Annotated in this window: 16 protein-coding genes; 13 read left to right on the top strand and 3 right to left on the bottom strand. The window is 33.9% G+C overall.

Annotation, left to right across the window (positions count from 1 at the left end; all coding sequences use genetic code 11):
- The first annotated feature begins 13 nt into the window (after window positions 1–13).
- Entirely contained in the window at window positions 14–514 is a 501-nt protein-coding gene (locus PHD84_07310) for an Asp23/Gls24 family envelope stress response protein (GenBank protein MDD5637604.1), read from the top strand.
- 81 nt (window positions 515–595) lie between these two features.
- Here the strand turns inward: PHD84_07310 and PHD84_07315 are convergent, their stop codons facing one another.
- Window positions 596–871, bottom strand: a complete 276-nt coding sequence (locus PHD84_07315; GenBank protein ID MDD5637605.1) for an HU family DNA-binding protein — start codon at window positions 869–871, stop codon at window positions 596–598.
- 390 nt (window positions 872–1,261) lie between these two features.
- Here PHD84_07315 and PHD84_07320 point away from each other — a divergent pair, with 390 nt between their 5' ends.
- The 4 genes from PHD84_07320 (at window position 1,262) to PHD84_07335 (ending at window position 5,508) form a co-directional block, all read left to right on the top strand.
- Window positions 1,262–2,776, top strand: coding sequence for a PEGA domain-containing protein (locus PHD84_07320; GenBank protein ID MDD5637606.1), 1,515 nt, complete (start codon window positions 1,262–1,264; stop codon window positions 2,774–2,776).
- A gap of 95 nt (window positions 2,777–2,871) precedes the next feature.
- On the top strand, window positions 2,872–3,204 hold the full coding sequence (locus PHD84_07325) for a carboxymuconolactone decarboxylase family protein (GenBank protein MDD5637607.1): 333 nt from the start codon (window positions 2,872–2,874) through the stop codon (window positions 3,202–3,204).
- 347 nt (window positions 3,205–3,551) lie between these two features.
- Window positions 3,552–4,178: a DUF2939 domain-containing protein gene (locus PHD84_07330; GenBank protein ID MDD5637608.1), complete on the top strand. Its 627-nt coding sequence runs from the start codon at window positions 3,552–3,554 to the stop codon at window positions 4,176–4,178.
- 274 nt (window positions 4,179–4,452) lie between these two features.
- On the top strand, window positions 4,453–5,508 hold the full coding sequence (locus PHD84_07335) for a class I fructose-bisphosphate aldolase (GenBank protein ID MDD5637609.1): 1,056 nt from the start codon (window positions 4,453–4,455) through the stop codon (window positions 5,506–5,508).
- Between the two features lie 258 nt (window positions 5,509–5,766).
- Here the strand turns inward: PHD84_07335 and PHD84_07340 are convergent, their stop codons facing one another.
- Window positions 5,767–7,953 carry a bifunctional alpha,alpha-trehalose-phosphate synthase (UDP-forming)/trehalose-phosphatase gene (locus PHD84_07340; GenBank protein ID MDD5637610.1) on the bottom strand — a complete coding sequence of 729 codons (2,187 nt, stop codon included), beginning with the start codon at window positions 7,951–7,953 and terminating at the stop codon, window positions 5,767–5,769.
- A 557-nt stretch (window positions 7,954–8,510) separates the two neighbouring features.
- Between PHD84_07340 and PHD84_07345 the strand changes: the two genes are divergently transcribed.
- The 6 genes from PHD84_07345 (at window position 8,511) to PHD84_07370 (ending at window position 15,117) form a co-directional block, all read left to right on the top strand.
- Window positions 8,511–9,782: an ABC transporter substrate-binding protein gene (locus tag PHD84_07345; protein MDD5637611.1), complete on the top strand. Its 1,272-nt coding sequence runs from the start codon at window positions 8,511–8,513 to the stop codon at window positions 9,780–9,782.
- A gap of 172 nt (window positions 9,783–9,954) precedes the next feature.
- The gene (locus tag PHD84_07350) at window positions 9,955–10,824 is read left to right on the top strand and encodes a sugar ABC transporter permease (GenBank protein MDD5637612.1); all 870 of its coding nucleotides are present in this window, start codon (window positions 9,955–9,957) and stop codon (window positions 10,822–10,824) included.
- Complete coding sequence (locus PHD84_07355; protein MDD5637613.1) at window positions 10,821–11,681, top strand: carbohydrate ABC transporter permease; 861 nt, start codon at window positions 10,821–10,823, stop codon at window positions 11,679–11,681. The genes PHD84_07350 and PHD84_07355 overlap by 4 nt, the downstream gene beginning before the upstream one ends.
- Window positions 11,682–11,690: 9 nt before the next feature.
- Entirely contained in the window at window positions 11,691–12,683 is a 993-nt protein-coding gene (locus PHD84_07360) for an ROK family protein (protein ID MDD5637614.1), read from the top strand.
- 79 nt (window positions 12,684–12,762) lie between these two features.
- Window positions 12,763–13,863, top strand: a complete 1,101-nt coding sequence (ugpC, locus tag PHD84_07365) for a sn-glycerol-3-phosphate ABC transporter ATP-binding protein UgpC (GenBank protein ID MDD5637615.1) — start codon at window positions 12,763–12,765, stop codon at window positions 13,861–13,863.
- 144 nt (window positions 13,864–14,007) lie between these two features.
- The gene (locus PHD84_07370; protein ID MDD5637616.1) at window positions 14,008–15,117 is read left to right on the top strand and encodes a M20/M25/M40 family metallo-hydrolase; all 1,110 of its coding nucleotides are present in this window, start codon (window positions 14,008–14,010) and stop codon (window positions 15,115–15,117) included.
- 201 nt (window positions 15,118–15,318) lie between these two features.
- Here the strand turns inward: PHD84_07370 and PHD84_07375 are convergent, their stop codons facing one another.
- Window positions 15,319–16,179, bottom strand: a complete 861-nt coding sequence (locus PHD84_07375) for a PAC2 family protein (GenBank protein ID MDD5637617.1) — start codon at window positions 16,177–16,179, stop codon at window positions 15,319–15,321.
- Between the two features lie 422 nt (window positions 16,180–16,601).
- Here PHD84_07375 and PHD84_07380 point away from each other — a divergent pair, with 422 nt between their 5' ends.
- Both PHD84_07380 and PHD84_07385 read left to right on the top strand, forming a co-directional pair.
- A complete protein-coding gene (locus PHD84_07380) occupies window positions 16,602–17,585 on the top strand; it encodes an AEC family transporter (GenBank protein ID MDD5637618.1) in 984 nt (327 codons plus the stop codon).
- A gap of 266 nt (window positions 17,586–17,851) precedes the next feature.
- Window positions 17,852–18,109 (top strand): MoaD/ThiS family protein, encoded by a 258-nt coding sequence (locus PHD84_07385; protein ID MDD5637619.1) that lies wholly within the window; start codon window positions 17,852–17,854, stop codon window positions 18,107–18,109.
- The last annotated feature ends 216 nt before the right edge of the window (window positions 18,110–18,325 follow it).

The raw sequence follows: 18,325 nt of genomic DNA on the forward strand, positions 1-18,325 counted from the left end.
AGGAGTAATTATTATGCAAGATCAAGAAATAGATGCTAAGAAAGTTAATAAAGAGAAAATAAAAAAAGAGAGAGTTCAACCACCGGTAGAAAAAGTTGAAAAAAAAGCAGATCTACCTCCACAAGAAAACTCGGGGAAAAAAGAAAAAATTATCAAAGATAATTTAGGAGAAATTAACATTCTTCCTGAAGTTTTAGCAACTATCGTAAGTAGAGTAGTTAGCAATATTTCTGGTGTTGCCGGTTTGGTTACCCATTCTAAAAGTGGATTTGGGACACTGCTAGGTGTAAAAGAGATAGAAGAGGGGATTAAAGTTGATTTAATGGAAGGAAAATCTATGTCAACTTGTATCTCTGTGATTGTTGAATATGGTTCCACTATAATTGATCTGGCTAAAAGAATCCAATTGGTAGTAAAAAGTGAGGTAGAAGATAAAACGGGACTTTTTGTAAAAGCAGTGGATGTAAATGTTATGGGTGTACAGATGTCTGGAAAGCAGAGTAAGACGAAGTAAGAGAATCAAGAAAAGAATAAAAAAACAGGTCTGTTTATTAAAATAATAGCAGACCTGTTTTTTAAATTAATATTTTTTGCTTTATTTATTAACCTTCTCTTTTAATTCCTTTCCAGGTTTGAAGAATGGTACATTTGTTTTGGGAAGAGATATTTTTTTGCCTGTTCTGGGATTGCGGGCAGTTCTAGCAGCTCTTACTCTAACACCAAAAGTTCCAAAACCAACTAACCGTACAGATTCTTTTTTAGCTAAGGCTTCAGAAATGTTATCAAAGATACATTCCACAGCTGCTTTGGCATGAGCTTTTGTTACCCCTCTATCATATGATACCTTGTCAATTAATTCGCTTTTGTTCAAAGTATTACACCTCCTTTCTGGTATGCAATAGAAAAATTACTTCGTAATTTATTGGTAATGTTAATTTTAAGCAATATTTAGTGATGTTACATTCAGAATATTAGAAATAAAGGCTTTTGTCAATTATTTTTGTATATTAATCTAAAAAATAAGAATTTTCAGGAAAAAATTAATTAATGTTTAGTTCATATCCTACCGATTTAGAGATAGAGGTAAAAGATAGACTAAATAAAAATATAAATTCTATAAAATTTTAATTTCTTGGGGAAAGAAACCGATATTTTCACAACTATCAAAAATAGGATTGTAGAGAAAGTTGTGTTATAATTATTATAAATCTGAAAAAAATTTAGTTTTTTGTAAAAATGTTGTCAAGAAAGGAGCAAGAGTATGAATTTATTAAAACTAAAAAAGCAAAAAAAAGAGAACAACCAAATTTATCTTTTTTTATGTCTTGGTAAGCTGGCTTTTGTTGCAATTCTAATTTTATTAGCAGTAATTACAGTTAATGCCCAGGGGGATATGAAAAAGAGTATTCAAATTATTAATCCCAGACCTGATTTTGCCTTATCTCTGAGATTAGATAAAGGAGCAGGTGCTACATATGTTCCAGGCGAGAGGATTCGTATTTTATTTCGATCTACCAGAAATGCTTATGTTGCTATTTTTGGTTATGATAGCTATGGTAACATCAGACTATTATTTCCCAACCAATATCAAAAAAATCATTTTATAGATGCTAACAAACAATATAGTATAGATGGGATAATAGATCCTGCCACTAAGTCTGGTCTAGAATATGTTCAGGGCTTTGCTACTACTGAACCAGTAATCATTTCAAGAGAATTAGAAAGGTTAATTGAAAGGGAATTGTTTCCCAAACTTGGAGAAGGAATAACCAGATTTACTCAAAGAATCAGGGGTATTTTAGCAGCTTTACCTTCACAAAGATGGGTTAGCAGTGAAATATTGCATTATCAGGTTGTAGAGAGAAGGGAAGAGGATGGGCAGTTACGCCTCAATTCAATCCCAGAAGGTGCTGATGTATATCTGAATGATCGCTATGCCGGTAAGACACCATTGGTACTGGAGCATATTCGTGTTGGTGAATATTTAGCTCGAGTAGAATTGCCGGGTTATCAAATCTGGACCAGAACAATTCAGATTAATCCTGATCGAACAGCTATTGTTAATGCCAATCTGGTAAGTATCCAGCGATATGGTTCTGTTGCTATTCGTTGCAATGAAGACAATGCTAGTATCTTTTTAGATGGCCAATATAAAGGACTAACAGAAAAAAACAGAAATGTTTTACTCGAACAAGTTAGGGAGGGATTTCATGATATCAGGATTACTTTAAGTGGATATCGTGAATGGACTCAAAGAGTAGAGGTAAAATCCAATCAACGAATCCAATTAACAGTAAATTTAGACAGAATCACACGTAGGGGAAGTCTGGAAATTACCTGTGATGTTGATAATGCCCAGATATATTTAGATGGAAAGTATCAGAGAAGAACATCGATTAATAGGAGTGTTACTATAAGTAACATTCAGGAAGGGAATTATGAAATAAGGATTACTAAAGATGGTTACCATGATTATATTACCACAGTAAGAATATATCCTGATCAAACTTATCGTCTTAACGTGATAATGAGACCAGTTCAAAGAGAAGGAAATATTTCCATTTACTGTAATGAAAATAATGCCAAGATTTTTGTTAATGGTACCTATATAACTACCACTACTGCTAATAAGGCAAAAATTCTTGATGGATTTAAAGAAGGAATGTATGAGATTACCCTTATTAAGGATGGATACCGCACCTGGTTGGATGAGATCTGGGTTTATCCAGGGGAAACAACTACCGTCTACACAAATTTGGTCAAAATTGGAAGTTAGTTATATTAAATTTGTATGGTGTTCTAAAGCCAGGATTATTGATTTATTTTTATGAAAATTAAATCAATAAATTCTATATGTAAGGAGTACATAAAATGCAAACTATAGAATTAAAAAAACAAATGGGTAAATTACATGAAGAAATGCCCGGTGTGATGAAAGAAGGCTTTGATCTATTAAGTGAACAGGTATTAAAGGAAGGTGCATTAAGTAAAAAGACCAAAGAACTTATAACCTTGTCCTTAGGTATTTCGGCACTTTGTGAATATTGTATTAGATTGCACACACCATTAGCAGTTAGGGCTGGTGCTAACAGGGCAGAAATATTGGAAGCAGCTGGAGTAGCAATGATGATGAGGGGTGGCCCCGCGGTTACCTATGTCGCAACAGAATTGCTACCATTACTGGATGAGCTAAAAGTAGAATAAAACATAAACATGTGATTACTGCTGACAATTAGATAAAAATATGAATTATATGAGGCTGATGCTATCAATTAAGATAGCTTCTTTTAACTTTTAAGTTATGTATATTAACATGTTAAGATTACTTCACAAAAAGCAGATTAGATATATCTAATCTGCTTTTTAAAATTTAAATCTATGTACTGTTGTAGCTTTACGTGTTACATAATTTCCCTGATTTATGATATTATATTAACTAATGGTATATATTAGTATTGATCATATTTGTTGATGTTATAATTTTCTGTGTAATAATAGCAACAATATTATTTTCAAGAGAATAATAACAAATTACCTTGTGAGCTTGTGAAATGAGAATTATGAATAAAAAAATATTTATTATAATTTTATTTTTTGTTCTTATAATTTCCATATTTATTTCCTGGAGCATAATTGTCTCTCCTCAATATAGCTTAAAACAGCTGAAAAAAGCTATTCCCAGGGATGATATGCTGGCTTTTGACAAATATGTAGATCTGGATAGAACAGTAGATAATGCTATTGATCAAATCTGGCAGTTTTATGGTGCTCCGGCACCAGAAAGCAGAAAAAGTAGATGGATTGATATTCGTAATGAAATAGGCCAAAGTATGCTTTCAATATTCAAACCTAATTTAAAGGAGATAATTAAAAAAGAAGTCTATCATTATATTATTAATGGCAAATTGGGAAACATAAACTCCCAAGGAGAGGGTAGATTGGCTTCTATGATTATGAAATTGGCGGAAGAAAAAATTAATCCTAAAAATTGGGAATTTCAGTCCATTAATTATACTAAAATAAAAGAAGATATGGCCTTCCTTGGTTTAACTTATTATGATAAATCTAAACAAGCTAATTTTGTAGTTGATATAAAAATGAGAAATATGCAGGGGTACTGGCAGCTAATAGAAATTACTAATATTGCTCAAATACTGAAAATATATAATGATATCTGAATTTTTAAATCCAATATCATCGATATGAATATGCTTTTCTAAATAAGGGGAAAATATCCACAGTGAGATTTTAAGATAGAGCATAAAATTACTATAATTATAATTAAGCTAAAGAAATATTTATTATATAAAATATATCCTTGCTTAACTCTAAATAAGTCTTTTAAGATTCTCAAGGGGAAGGATTCCCCTTGAATATCGTGTTGAATTTGGATAGTACCTAAAATGTTGGTTATATTTTAATTTTTTAATGTGGGAAAGGAGTGTAATTAAAATGGATATCATGGAAATTAGAAATATATTAGGGGAAGAAACTGATTATCTATTATCACATAAATGTCAAACAATTTCTAAAAATATGCTTCATTTACCTGGACCTGATTTTGTTGAAAACATCTTTAATATTTCTGATCGTTCTTTACAAGTCAGGCAAAACTTGAAAAAATTATTTAATCAAGGCAGGCTGAAGGGAACTGGTTATCTATCAATATTGCCAGTAGATCAAGGGATAGAACACTCTGCCGGAGCCTCTTTTGCTCCCAATCCTATCTATTTTGATCCGGAAAATATAGTCAAGTTAGCTATTGAAGGAAACTGTAATGCTGTAGCTTCAACATTGGGTGTTTTAGGTATGATTTCCGGAAAGTATGCTGATAAGATTCCTTTTATCGTAAAACTAAATCATAATGAGTTACTTTCTTATCCCAACTATTATGATCAGAGAATGTTTGCCTCGGTAGAACAGGCTTATGATATGGGTGCACTGGGAGTAGGTGCTACTATTTATTTTGGTTCTGAGGAATCAAGGAGACAGATAGAGGAGGTATCCATTGCCTTCAAGCAAGCTCATCAACTGGGAATGTTTACAGTTTTATGGTGCTATCTTAGAAATGCAGCCTTTAAAAAGGAAGGGATTGACTACCATACTTCAGCAGATTTAACTGGTCAGGCTAATCATATAGGAGTTACTCTTGAAGCAGACCTGGTTAAACAAAAGCAACCAACCAATAATGGAGGTTATGTGGCATTAAAATTTGGTAAAACCAGTCCTCTGGTCTATGAAATATTAACATCTGATCATCCCATTGACCTCACTCGTTATCAAGTGGCTAATTGCTATATGGGGAGAATTGGTTTAATTAATTCTGGAGGGGCATCTGGAGATAATGATTTACAACAGGCGGTGAAAACGGCTGTTATTAACAAAAGAGCAGGAGGCATGGGAATTATATCTGGTAGAAAAACTTTTCAAAAACCAATGGCAGAAGGAATTAAAATATTCCATGCTATCCAAGATGTATATCTATGCCAGGAAATAGAAGTTGCCTAATTTATTTAACCATGAAAAACCACCTTCTAAGAAGGTGGTAAAGGTTAAATAAATTGGTTTTATATGGAAAAAGATTAAGAAAAGCTATAGAACAATTTATACCTGAACTCTAAAGTAAGAAATTGTATCACGTAGAAATATTATAATTAAATAAAATTGCCAGAAGCCAGAAAAAGAACACAACAAAAAGTAAGCAAGAAAAAGTCAAAACCCTTTTAGCGGTTCTTAAAGCCACCCGCTTTGCGGGTGCGATGTTTACTATGATTTTTTAGCTAATTCTTTTAATAAAGCACGGACTTCAGTGGAAGAATGGATATTGTATTTCGATTGAGAAATACCTGGACCAACTTTGATAGAGTAAGCTGAAGCTGGTAAATGAGAAAAGGTGTCTTCATCAGACCAGTCATCCCCGATTGCCATTATAAAATCCCATTTTTTTTCTGATATCCATTGATAGGCAGTAATCCCTTTGTTAATTCCTGCTGCTTTAATTTCGATAACTTTTTCTCCATGGTTTACCTCTAAATTGAGGTTAGAAGTTAGATGAGTGAGGGAATCCATTAGTTCCAAAGCTCGCGTACGACCAAATGTGGGTTCTGTATTGATATAATGCCAGACCAGTGAATATTCTTTTTCTTGGATAAAAGAACCCGGCGTTCGATTGGTATATAATTCTAAAATGGGTCTAATCTGCTCTTTCCATTCTTTTTTTAATGGTTCAATAGTTTTCCAATCATTAGAATTCTTTTTTAGCCATGCTCCATGTTCAGCAATTAAGTCTACCTTAATGTGTTTAAACCAATTTTCTAAAACATCTTTTTCTCTACCGCTAACAATGACTACCTTATTTCCAGGATTCCTGCTGAGCAATTGAATAGTGTCAAGAATTTCTGGCGAAGGGCTGGATTGCCTGAATTTCAAATGATAAGGAACAAGAGTGCCATCATAATCTATTAAGAATAAACGTTGGTAACTCTGTTGATAATCTTTAATTATTTTTAATCTATTTTTTGGTGATATATATTTAGCAGCCAGATTCTTCTGTTCACTTTTAATTTTGATTAAATTTTCTTTAAAGTCATCTGCCCATTTTTTAACATCATAATTTTTTAAACGTCTTTGTAAAGATAAGATTCTTTTTTGTTGCTCTTTTTCCTCCATATTTAAAGCATACTTTAAAGCCCAGGAAATCTGGGTCCTATTATTGGGATTAACAATGAGTGCCTCTCCCATTTCATTACCAGCACCAGCCATTTCGCTTAAAATAAGAACTCCCAGGGTATCTTTCTTGGTAGCAATATATTCTTTGGCGATTAGATTCATACCATCTTTAAGGGGAGTTATTAAAGCTATGTCACCAATATAATAAAGAGCTGTTAGTTCGTGGAAAGGCAATGAACGGTATAAATACCAGATGGGTGACCAGCCTAATTTCCCAAATTGACCATTTATATGGCCAATCATCTCGTCAACCTGTTGTTTTAATTGTTGATATTGACTGACGGCAGTACGAGAAGGGACTGCTACCAGAATCATAACTACCTTCTCCCAGTATTCCGGATTATCCCCCAGAAAGGCAGAAAAAGCTCTTAATCTCTCTAGAATACCTTTAGTATAATCTAAGCGATCAACTGAAATTATAACTTTATATTTTTTTATTTTATTCTTCATTTTTTTAATTTCTTGCTTTGTTTTCGTCTGTTCTGAAGAATTATAATATCGGTCAAAATCAATCCCCATTGGGAAAGAATCTACTTTTATTATACGATTTTGATAATTGATGAAACCCAGACTGTTTTCATATCCACGTAAGCGTAGAATTGAATCGAGAAAGTTGCGTACATAATCATAGGTGTGAAAACCAATCAGATCAGCACCCATCAATCCCTCCAGTATCTCTCTCCGCCAGGGTAGTAGTCGAAAGATTTCTGTAGGAGGGAAGGGGATATGCAGGAAGAATCCAATAGTTAAATCAGGCATCCTTTTTCTTAATAAATTCGGTAGCAACATAAGATGATAATCGTGGATCCAGATAAGATCATCTGGTTTGATTATATCAAGAATTGTTTGACAAAAGATCTGGTTTACTCGCCGGTAGGACTCCCATAAGTAGTTTTCATAAACAGTAAATTGAGTAAAGCAATGAAATAAAGACCAGATAGTTTTATTACAGAAACCATTGTAATACTCTTCGATATGTGTTTGGGATAAAAAGACCGGATAGTTTCCCATTTTATCCATTTTTTTCAGTAAGTCATCTTTTTCTTCATTATCGAGTCCATCCCTGGCTATACCAGGCCAACCAACCCATAAGCATTCATGCTCTTTTTGTAAAGAAGAAATACCAGTTGCCAGACCACCTACGCTTTGCTGATAGGTTAGCTTATCTTTGTTTTTTTTTATAGTAACAGGAAGACGGTTGGATACTATAATTATACGGGACATAATAGAAGTACCTTCAAATATTATTAATATAATTAATTGTAATGGTTTGTATTTACATTTTAACATATTTTTCATTTCAATTAAAATAGAGTCTTCCCACCTATTATCCCTTAACAACTTTTTCTTGTATTGGCATGTTTAAGAGTAGGTAAGAATGGTTAAATAAAATTGTATAACCATAAAGATAGAGATATGTTAGCTAAATAATCTGTGCTGTAAACTTTATGTGATAGTAATGTTGTTAGAGATTTGTTTTAAAGATAGTAAAAAGATTAAAAGATAAAAGAATAAAAAAGTGGCTTATAAAAGTTTAAGGCTTTTTTAGAGTATTATTATAAAGAAACTCACTATGTGGCTGTGCTGTTTACTTGCATAATAGGTTAATTTATTATATTATTAATATTGAAAGTAAAAACAATTTAATCTATCTGAAATTGTCCATTCAAAAGAGATTCTTCATAAATAATATTCCAACAGGAAAGGAGGGGAACTTATCTATAACTAATTTTAGCTTTTGAGATAATAGATTTATTAATAAAAAAAGGGGGTTATTTATCTTGAAAAAGTTTAATTTTATTATTATGTTAATATGTCTGTCATTTCTGGTAAGTGTGACCACTGCAGCTGGACAGAGTGTCACTGTCATGGGAATATGGACTGGTGCCGAGGCTGATGCCTTTGCTAAAATGGTAGCACCATTTGAGGCAGAAACCGGTATTAAAGTTGAATTTACTGGTACTCGTGATTTACCGGCTATCCTCACTACCAGGGTGGAAGCAGGTAATCCTCCCGATGTTTCTGTTATGCCCAATCCAGGACAAATGCTAGAATTTGCCAAAGATGGTAAATTAATTGATCTGTCAACTTTTATGGATATGGAAGCCTTAAAATCTGAATACTCTAATGCCTGGTTAGATTTAGGTTCTTATCAGAGCAAACTTCATGCCATTTTTATCTCGGCAGATTTAAAAAGTTTGGTCTGGTATAATCCTAAGGCATTTGCTGCTGCCGGTTACACTGTACCCAACACCTGGGATGAGCTTATGGTGCTTTCTGATAAAATGGTTGCTGATGGTAATACACCCTGGGCTATTGGCTTGGAATCAGGAGCAGCCAGTGGATGGCCGGGGACTGACTGGATAGAGGATATTATGCTACGAATAGCTTCTCCCGAAACTTATGATGCCTGGGTTAATCATGAACTTGCCTGGACTAATGATATAGTGGTGGAGGCATTTGAAATTTTTGGGGAGATTGCTCGTAGTGAAAGGTATGTCTATGGTGGACCAAACGCTGTTCTAACTATTCCCTTCGGTGATTCTCCTGATGCCTTATTTACCGATCCGCCTAACGCCTATATGCATAGACAGGCTACCTTTATTAAGAGTTTTATCCTGGATCATTTTCCTGATTTAGTGCCTGGAGTAGACTTTGACTTCTTCCCCTTCCCACCTATTAAAGAAGAATTTGGAAATCCTGCCTTAGGTGCAGCAGATATGCTGGCTATGTTTAATGATACACCGGAAGCCAGAGCTTTTATGAAGTATATAGCATCTACACAGGCTCAGGGAATCTGGGTTGGTGAATTGGGTAAGTTGGCACCTAACCTGAAGGTTGATCCAATGGTTTATCCAGATGATATTACCAGAAAAGCAGCTGAAATCTTAGGAGAAGCATCAGTTTTCCGTTTTGATGCCTCTGATTTAATGCCTGCTGCGGTAGGTTCTGGTTCCTTCTGGTCCGGCATACTAGACTATGTTAGTGGAGAATCTTTAATGAATGTATTAATGCAGGTTGAGGCAAGTGCATTGGATGCTTACAGTAGATAATTTTGAAGCGATTTTTTCTGCTACATAGTTTACTTAAATAGTTAGCTGGTTTATAGAAAATAAACCAGCTAACTATTAATTTATTATCCTTAATAATCCACTTTCTTAGAGAGTGGCAATGGTTAAGTGGGAGGTAGTATACTGAAATAGTTTGTAAAGGAGATGGACTATTATGCGAACACACTGGTTTACTCCCTGGTTTTATGTCATTCCTGCTTTAGCAACTTTAATGTTTTTTTTAATTTATCCTTCTATGCACACTCTTGTTATTTCATTTTTTGGTCCCCAATCCGAAAAATTTGTTGGTTTAGCTAATTATATTTATTGTTTTACCAATGAAACTATGCTATCAGCCTTTCGTAATAATTTATTATGGGTAGCTCTCTTTGTTCCCATGACTGTTTTTTTAGGTTTAATTTTAGCTGTGATACTGGATAGGGTGCATTATGAATCATTGGTAAAATCCATAATATTTATGCCTATGGCTATTTCATTTGTAGGAGCAGGTGTTATATGGAAATTTGTATATTCCTATAGACCGGTGGGAAGTGAACAGATTGGTATCCTCAATGCTTTTTTATCATATATAGGAGTGCAACCGATACCCTGGTTAATTCAACGTCCCTGGCTGAATAATATTTGTTTAATAATAGTAGGAATATGGATCTGGACTGGATTTTGTTTAGTGATACTTTCAGCCAGCTATAAGGGAATTCCCAAAGAACTATTGGAGGCAGCCCGTGTAGATGGTGCTAATGAGTATCGAATTTTCTGGAAGATTATTCTACCTTTGATGAAACCCACTGTAGCAGTTGTAGCAACTACTATGTTTATTAATGTTTTAAAGGTTTTTGATATTGTTTATGTTATGACTAATGGTGGATTTGCAACGGAGGTTATAGCAAATAGAATGTATAAAGAGATGTTTATATTCAGAAACTATGGCAGAGCAAGTGCCATAGCAATTTTATTACTTCTATTTATTATTCCCATGATAATCATCAACGTTCAGCGTTTTAGAGAACAGGAGGCGGTTCGATGAAACCAAAATATAGTCAATTTATATTAAGTATCCCGATGCATTTATTCATTATCCTGGTAGCTATTATCTGGATCTTTCCAACAGTTGGCTTGTTGATTACTTCTTTTCGTTCTTCTTCTGCAGTTGCATCCACTGGTTGGTGGACAGTTTTAACCCATCCTTTTAACTTTACTCAATTTACCCTTGAAAATTATCAGGATGTAATAACAAAAATTGGGATAGGAAGAACTTTTATAAATACTCTTACTATAACTTTACCAGCCTGTATATTACCAATAATAATTGCCTCTTTTGCTGCCTATGCTTTTGCCTGGATGGAATTTTGGGGTAGACGTTTTTTCTTTATGCTTTTTGTAGGATTGTTGGTAGTACCATTGCAAATGACCTTGATACCTATTTTAAGGATATTCAATAAACTTGGTTTATCAGGTTCTTTTTTAGGGATTTGGTTGGCTCATGCGGGATATGGTCTGCCTTTAGTCATTTATCTAATGTATAACTATATATCCGGATTACCCAGCGAAATATTTGAGTCATCAACCATCGATGGCGCTACCCCATTTCAAATTTTTAAAAGTATTGTTTTGCCATTATCAATACCAGCAATTGCATCTATAGCCATTTTTCAATTTATCTGGGTATGGAATGATCTGTTAGTGGCATTGGTTTATTTAGGAGGAACACCGGATGTGGCTCCATTAACAGTCAGAATTAGTGCCCTGGTTGGTTCCTATGGACAAAATTGGGAATTATTGACAGCAGCTGCCTTTGTTTCAATGGCATTACCATTAATAGTATTTTTAAGCCTACAACGTTATTTTGTAAGAGGAATTTTAGCTGGTTCAGTAAAGGGTTAGTAAAGATAAATGAACAGGTCAAGTAATTACCTTAAAGGAGAAGACAAATTAGCAATTGGTGTTGATCTGGGAGGGACTAAGGTTAATATTGCTTTGGTCAGTAAAGATGGGGAAATCAAAAAACATATGAAGATGCCCACCCATGCTGAGCAAGGGAAAGAAGTAACTATTGGCAGAATCAAACATAGTATTCACCAGATAATCCACCAAAGTGGTTTAAAAATTAATGATATAGTTGGTATTGGCATAGGCGCCCCTGGTCCTCTGGATTATAAGAAAGGGATAATCCATTATGCGCCTAATTTACCGGGATGGAAAGAAGTTCCACTGGCCAACATTATAAAAGAAGAATTTAAGATACCAGTGATTATCGAAAATGATGCCAATGTAGCTGCCTGGGGAGAAAGAATTTTTGGTGTAGCACAGGGTATTGATGATATAATTTGCCTGACATTGGGTACTGGTATTGGAAGTGGATTAATTTTCTGCGGAAAAATATATCATGGCAAAAATAATGTGGCGGGAGAAGTAGGCCATATCATTGTCAATAAAGATGGACCTCGATGTAATTGTGGTAAAAATGGCTGTTTAGAGGCTTATTCTTCAGCTTCTGGTATTAAAAATAGGATTTATAAAAGAATTGAGGAGTTAAAGACTGATAATCAGGATTATTTATCTCTTGGTAATTTAGATGATATTAGTCTGGTAAAAATATTTGAATTAGCTCGTCAGGGAAATGCAATAATAAAGGATATTGTAGAGGAGGCAATTGAGTATTTAGGTATCGGGATTGCTATTCTGGTAAATATCTTAAATCCAGAAATGATTGTTCTGGTTGGCGGAATAACAAATGAAGGTGAAAAATTACTCAATCCTTTAAAGGAAATTGTGGTTTACAGGGCAATGAGTTCTCATTTAGTAGGCTTAAAAGTTGTTTTTGGACAGCTAGGAGAATATGCTGGGGTAATTGGAGCAGCTGCTCTGTTGTGGAATTTTGATTGATATAAATAGTCAATTTGCTATAATAATAGAGCAATGCTAAAAATAATTCTATAATTTATCTGTTTTAAGGAGGTCTTATATGGCCAGAGTAATCTTGAAAAATGTTACCAAAAAATTTAAAGATGTCATTGCAGTTGATGATATCAGTATTGATATTGAAGATAAGGAATTTGCCGTCTTAGTCGGTCCCTCCGGCTGTGGTAAAAGCACCACCTTACGTGCCATAGCAGGTCTGGAGGAGGTAACCTCTGGTGAGATTTACATTGGAGATCGACTGGTCAATGATATTCCCCCCAAAGACCGTGACATTGCTATGGTCTTTCAGAATTATGCCCTCTATCCTCATATGGATGTCTACAACAATATGGCTTTTGGTTTAAAATTGCGTAAATTCCCCAAGGATGAGATAGACGCTCGTGTTCATGAGGCAGCCGAGATACTGGGTATCGAAAAACTACTCAAGCGACGTCCCAAGGAACTATCTGGTGGTCAACGGCAACGGGTAGCAGTAGGTCGAGCTATCGTACGTAAACCCAAGGTCTTTCTCTTTGATGAGCCGCTTTCCAACTTAGATGCTAAGCTTCGTGTGGCTATGCGTGCCGAGATATCCAAACTCCATAATCGCCTGGAGGCTACCATCATCTATGTGACCCATGACCAGATTGAGGCTATGACCATGGCTTCCCGTATCTTCATTCTAAATGAGGGCAGACTGCAGCAGGCTGGACCTCCCTTAGATGTCTATAAAGAGCCAGCCAATCAGTTTGTTGCCGGTTTTATTGGCTCCCCAGCTATGAACTTCTTCCCCGGTACCTTGCTCAAGAAAGACTCGGCCTACTTTATCGATACCGAGAGCTTCCAGGTGAAACTGCCTTCTGAATTTCATCAGGCCATCTCTTCTTATGATGGTAAAAAGGTCACCTTCGGAGTACGTCCCGAAGACTTTCATGATAAGCAGTTTTACTCAGAGGCTACCAAAGATAATACCATTAAAGCCAAGATTGAGGTTATTGAACCACTGGGAGATGAGGTACTGTTCAACTTAGTTTCTGGTAATCATCAGATGGTAGCCAAATTAGATAGCCGTACCCGCAAGAAGGTAGGAGATGAGATGGAGGTAGCTCTGGAGATGCCGAAAACCCATATCTTTGATCCTGAGAGTGAGAAGACATTGGTGTAGATAATGAATTATAATAATATTATCAGGAAAATAGTAATAGTTTCTGAAGGCATATATTGTTTTTTAAGAAATAAAGAAGGCAGACATAACTAAATGTACTACCATCATCAGACAAACATAAAAATAATTTAGAAGGAGTAGACAATGTCAAAAGATATAATGCAGTATTTTTTCCAGATGATTAAGATTGACAGTGAATCAGGAGAGGAGCAAGAATTTCTAAAATTTCTGGAGAATCTATTTCAAAAAGAAATTGGAGCCCAAACACAATATGATAGTTATGGTAATTTAATTATTAGAGTAAAAGCAAGGAATAGCCTGCAAACGGAACCAATTTTATTTTGCTGTCATGCTGATACAGTAAAGCCTGGGAAAGGAATTGAACCAGTCCTGGTAAAAGGGATTATTCGTTCCAAGGGAGATACTGTATTAGGTGCAGATGATAAGGCAGGTATTAGCGAAGTCTTAGTAGCTTTGCAAAAAGCTTCTCAGTATCCCCCGATAGAAATTTTAATTACTCGTGAGGAAGAGGTAGGATTATCGGGTTCAAGCTTCTTAGATGATAGTTTACTAAAAGCAAAAAAAGGATATGTCCTTGATACAGAGGCTTTAGATGAAATAATTATCGGAGGACCTTCCCGAATAGAAATGACTATCAAAATTATCGGGAAAGCAGCTCATGCTGTAGAACCAGAACATGGTATTTCTGCTATTGAAGTTGCTGCTCAGGCTATTACTCTCTTAAGAACTGGTTGGATTGATCCTATAACAACTGTTAATATTGGATTAATTGAAGGTGGCCAGGTATTAAATGCTGTTCCAGAAAAGGCCATAATCCAGATAGAGTGTCGTAGTCAGAAGCATAAGAGATGTCTGGAACAAAGTCGTTTGATACAAAAAACTTTCCAAACTGTAGCCAAAGCAAGCGGAGCTAAAACAGAAATACAAATAAAACATAGCGTAAAGGCTTATCGCATCTCTGAAAATGCTGAAGTAGTTAAAGTAGCTAAGAAGGCAATCCAATTAATGGGATTAAAACCAGCAACAAAAGTAATTTGTGGTGGCACTGATGCAGCTAATTTAAATGAAAAGGGAATTGCCACAGCTGTTCTGGGTATGGGTAGTAAATTACCTCACAGTAAGGATGAAAATATTTCAATTGGTGATATGGAAAAAGCAGTAAATATTATCATTAACATATTAAAAGAGTTTTCAGAAAAAGATTCTAAAATTTCTAGTAAACAAAGCATCTAATCTGTGTAGCGAGTGGTAAAAAAGCTTCCAAAAGAGAATGTTTTTACTTCTTATTAACCACTTTTTATATTCTTTTTGACCTTATTTCTGGTATATTGTTTTAGCTAATCTGTATAAAAATATGGCTATTCACTTCATACTAAAAATATTCAGTAATTGTGCACCTTATCTTGATGGTTAAATGGCAATAAAGGTAGCAACTTAAAGTTTGTCAATTCCTTTTCTTTTTAACCATTCTTCAAAGCCACCCTTATTGTTAAAAAATTCCTGGTCATAATTTTCTTCTAATTTTTTAATTTCTTCCATAAGTAGAGGTTGATGTTTCAGTAATTCATTGATCCTTTTCTCAAAAGCTAAATTTCTTCTGGTTAAATCATCGGTATCAATATTAAGATCTAATAATTTGATTAGTTTTTCAGCCATCATTTTAATTGCTTTAGGATTTTCCGATTGAATATAGATGGGAATTTCAGCTATAAAATTTATCATTTCAATGCCTTTCAATCTGGCTAAATGAGTAAGATAGGTACTGATACTACCGGGTCCTTCGTACATAGTGAATTTAATACCATGAGCCCTCACTTCTTCTTTTAACTCTTCCTTGGAGCAATAACAAGAGGTTCTAATAGCTCGGGTATGAGGTGTAGCGGCAGCAACATTTCCCATAAAGTAAACTCTTTGTAAATTATATCTCTCGCCAACTTTAAAAAGATGGTTAGCATACTCTTCCCAATTGATATTAGGTTCTTTTCCTTTAAAGAGAATTAGATTGCTTTCTTGATGATAATAGAATTCATTTTTTGGAAAATCAAAATTCTTTAAGATGCCATTTTCAATTCTAGTGTTTGGCCTGAATTCGCTGGCCAGCTCTATTGATGCAGGGAAATTAAAAATATAAAAACGATTAGCTTTGATTTCGGCAAATTTTATGGCCTTTAGTTTGTTCCTGATATAATCAATAGTTCCAGTGGATACCTCACCGCCATTCATACAGCCGCTGAATCCTATTAACATTTTGGCATTATTTATTTTTGGTTTTCGTATTAAGATTAATTGACTCAAAACCTTATTCCTCAGTTTATTTTTCTCATTTATATTATCAATTATATTATTATGATGCAAATATCAGAATATTGTTGGTAATTCATTAAATATATTTTGATAGGCTAACTATAGATTTTTCCTTGAAAGATAAGATGGAGGCAAATATTGTTAGGGGAGATTTACTCAAAGAATAAGAATAAAAGAGATAAAGGAGAAAGAAAGAATAGCAAAATTTAGCTTAAGATTAAGCTGTAAACTGTAAGAGAAATCTGAAGAAAGTCGTACAAAGCCTATACCATATTACTTGTGTTGATTTATGTCCTGGGTATATGATAGAGTATTATTATTGTAATATTCTAGAGATGTATTAAGAATGTCGTTCCAAGACTTAAATATTTAGCATCTTTTTCAAGAAATTATTCTTTTTTGAGGGTACTATCATGCTTTTGGCTTTATGGAAAACCTTTCTAGTTTTAATTGTTGGGATTTTGAGTGGTTATTTATTCCAAAAGTTGATGAAAAAACATCAATGGTTAACCGATGAATCTCTAAGAGGAATTGCTATTTTTCTCCAGAAGCTGGGTATGATCTGGTTAATTTCTATAACTTATATCGGGAGCTTATGGATTTTTGAAATTGAGAGTCTATCTGGAATTATTAGCCTACCTTTTGTAGGTTCAATATCCATCGTTGCTGGTGGAGTTTATGCGGTAATATTATCTAAATGTAATCATTACGATTCTATTGATACAGGTTCCATGTTTAGCTGTGGTTTTTTTGCCAATACCGCTTCACTGGGAGGAATGATTTGTTTTTACTATCTAGGAGAAGAAGGTTATGCTCTGGTGCCTATTTATAATTTTTTTATGCGTTTTTTATATTATGGGATAGGCTATCCAATTGCAAATATGTACAGTACTAATTTTATTAAAGATAAAAAAATGAGCCATAAAATAATAGAAGTAATTAAGGATCCATTTTTCTATATAGGCATAGGAGCGGTATTGGTCGGTTTATTTTTAAATCTAAGTGCTATAGAAAGACCGCCTATTTATGCCCCACTTAACGAAGTGCTTGTGCCACTAACTACTTTTGTCCTTCTCTTTTCAGTGGGAATGAACTTAAAATTGAGTCGTATTTCAAAGTATATCAGAGAATGTTCATATATTTCATTTATCAAGTTTGTTGCTTTACCATTAACTACACTAATTATAGTATTACTATTGAATTATCAATCAATAAATAATGGCTTGCCTTTAAAGGTTTCTTTAATTATGTCGGCAATGCCGGTTGCCTTTAATTCGGTTATAGCAGCTAATATTTATAATTTGAATATAGATTTAGTCAATTCCTGTTGGATTTTAACCACTGTTGGAGTTATGTTTGTTTTGCCTTTATTGCTGTTATTTATTAATTTATTTTAGTATAATATTTTTAAAAATAAATATTTTAATATTGCGATATTTAATAATTTCATAAGACATTTATTAATATTAGGAATTATAAAAATTCAAATTCTTTGAAAAATATTTAAAAAATATTCTAAAAAGGCGTTCGGAAATGTTTATTGAAGATCAGTATATATAAACTGATGTATAGATATATTTCAGGTGAATTTGTTTTGCTGACAGCCATGTAATAACTTATCTTTTAAAAATTATAAAAGAGAAATTATCAAGTGGAGTTAAAGATGAAGGTAAGACTAATAATATATTCTAATTTAAAAAACTATGTAGATGGTTATCAAGAAGACAAAGGTTTGCAGAAAGAGATTTTTGAACAGAAAACAATTAAAAAATTCTTACAGGAAACCATCAAGCACGAAAAGGCTATGGATGCCATCAGTATGGTTATAGTAAATGAAAAAGTTGTTTCCTTCAGTCAACTGGAATGTAACTTGCAGGATGGAGATATTATTAAAATATACCCTCCTATGGGAGGTGGTTAATGGAAACAAATTAATTATTTGTACTACAAGCATTCTTTTATTTCATGACCAGTGATTATTTCCTTTTTGGTTATGGCGAGCAATTTTAAGGTACGACTTCAGGACATGAGTAACAAAAAACTTCAAGACATAGGTAACACTTTCTAATAAAATAACAGATGAAAACTTAGTAAAAGGAGTGTTCATCTGATGCCTTGGAGGGAACAAAAAATAATG

It is taken from the genome of Atribacterota bacterium (assembly GCA_028717805.1).
In the GTDB taxonomy this organism is placed as follows: domain Bacteria; phylum Atribacterota; class Phoenicimicrobiia; order Phoenicimicrobiales; family Stramentimicrobiaceae; genus Stramentimicrobium.

Coding starts and splice junctions, on each gene's coding strand:
- PHD84_07310 (MDD5637604.1), top strand. CDS start 14: ATGCAAGATCAAGAAATAGATGCTAAGAAAGTTAATAAAGAGAAAATA.
- PHD84_07320 (MDD5637606.1), top strand. CDS start 1,262: ATGAATTTATTAAAACTAAAAAAGCAAAAAAAAGAGAACAACCAAATT.
- PHD84_07325 (MDD5637607.1), top strand. CDS start 2,872: ATGCAAACTATAGAATTAAAAAAACAAATGGGTAAATTACATGAAGAA.
- PHD84_07330 (MDD5637608.1), top strand. CDS start 3,552: ATGAGAATTATGAATAAAAAAATATTTATTATAATTTTATTTTTTGTT.
- PHD84_07335 (MDD5637609.1), top strand. CDS start 4,453: ATGGATATCATGGAAATTAGAAATATATTAGGGGAAGAAACTGATTAT.
- PHD84_07340 (MDD5637610.1), bottom strand. CDS start 7,953: ATGTCCCGTATAATTATAGTATCCAACCGTCTTCCTGTTACTATAAAA.
- PHD84_07350 (MDD5637612.1), top strand. CDS start 9,955: ATGCGAACACACTGGTTTACTCCCTGGTTTTATGTCATTCCTGCTTTA.
- PHD84_07355 (MDD5637613.1), top strand. CDS start 10,821: ATGAAACCAAAATATAGTCAATTTATATTAAGTATCCCGATGCATTTA.
- PHD84_07360 (MDD5637614.1), top strand. CDS start 11,691: ATGAACAGGTCAAGTAATTACCTTAAAGGAGAAGACAAATTAGCAATT.
- ugpC (MDD5637615.1), top strand. CDS start 12,763: ATGGCCAGAGTAATCTTGAAAAATGTTACCAAAAAATTTAAAGATGTC.
- PHD84_07370 (MDD5637616.1), top strand. CDS start 14,008: ATGTCAAAAGATATAATGCAGTATTTTTTCCAGATGATTAAGATTGAC.
- PHD84_07380 (MDD5637618.1), top strand. CDS start 16,602: ATGCTTTTGGCTTTATGGAAAACCTTTCTAGTTTTAATTGTTGGGATT.
- PHD84_07385 (MDD5637619.1), top strand. CDS start 17,852: ATGAAGGTAAGACTAATAATATATTCTAATTTAAAAAACTATGTAGAT.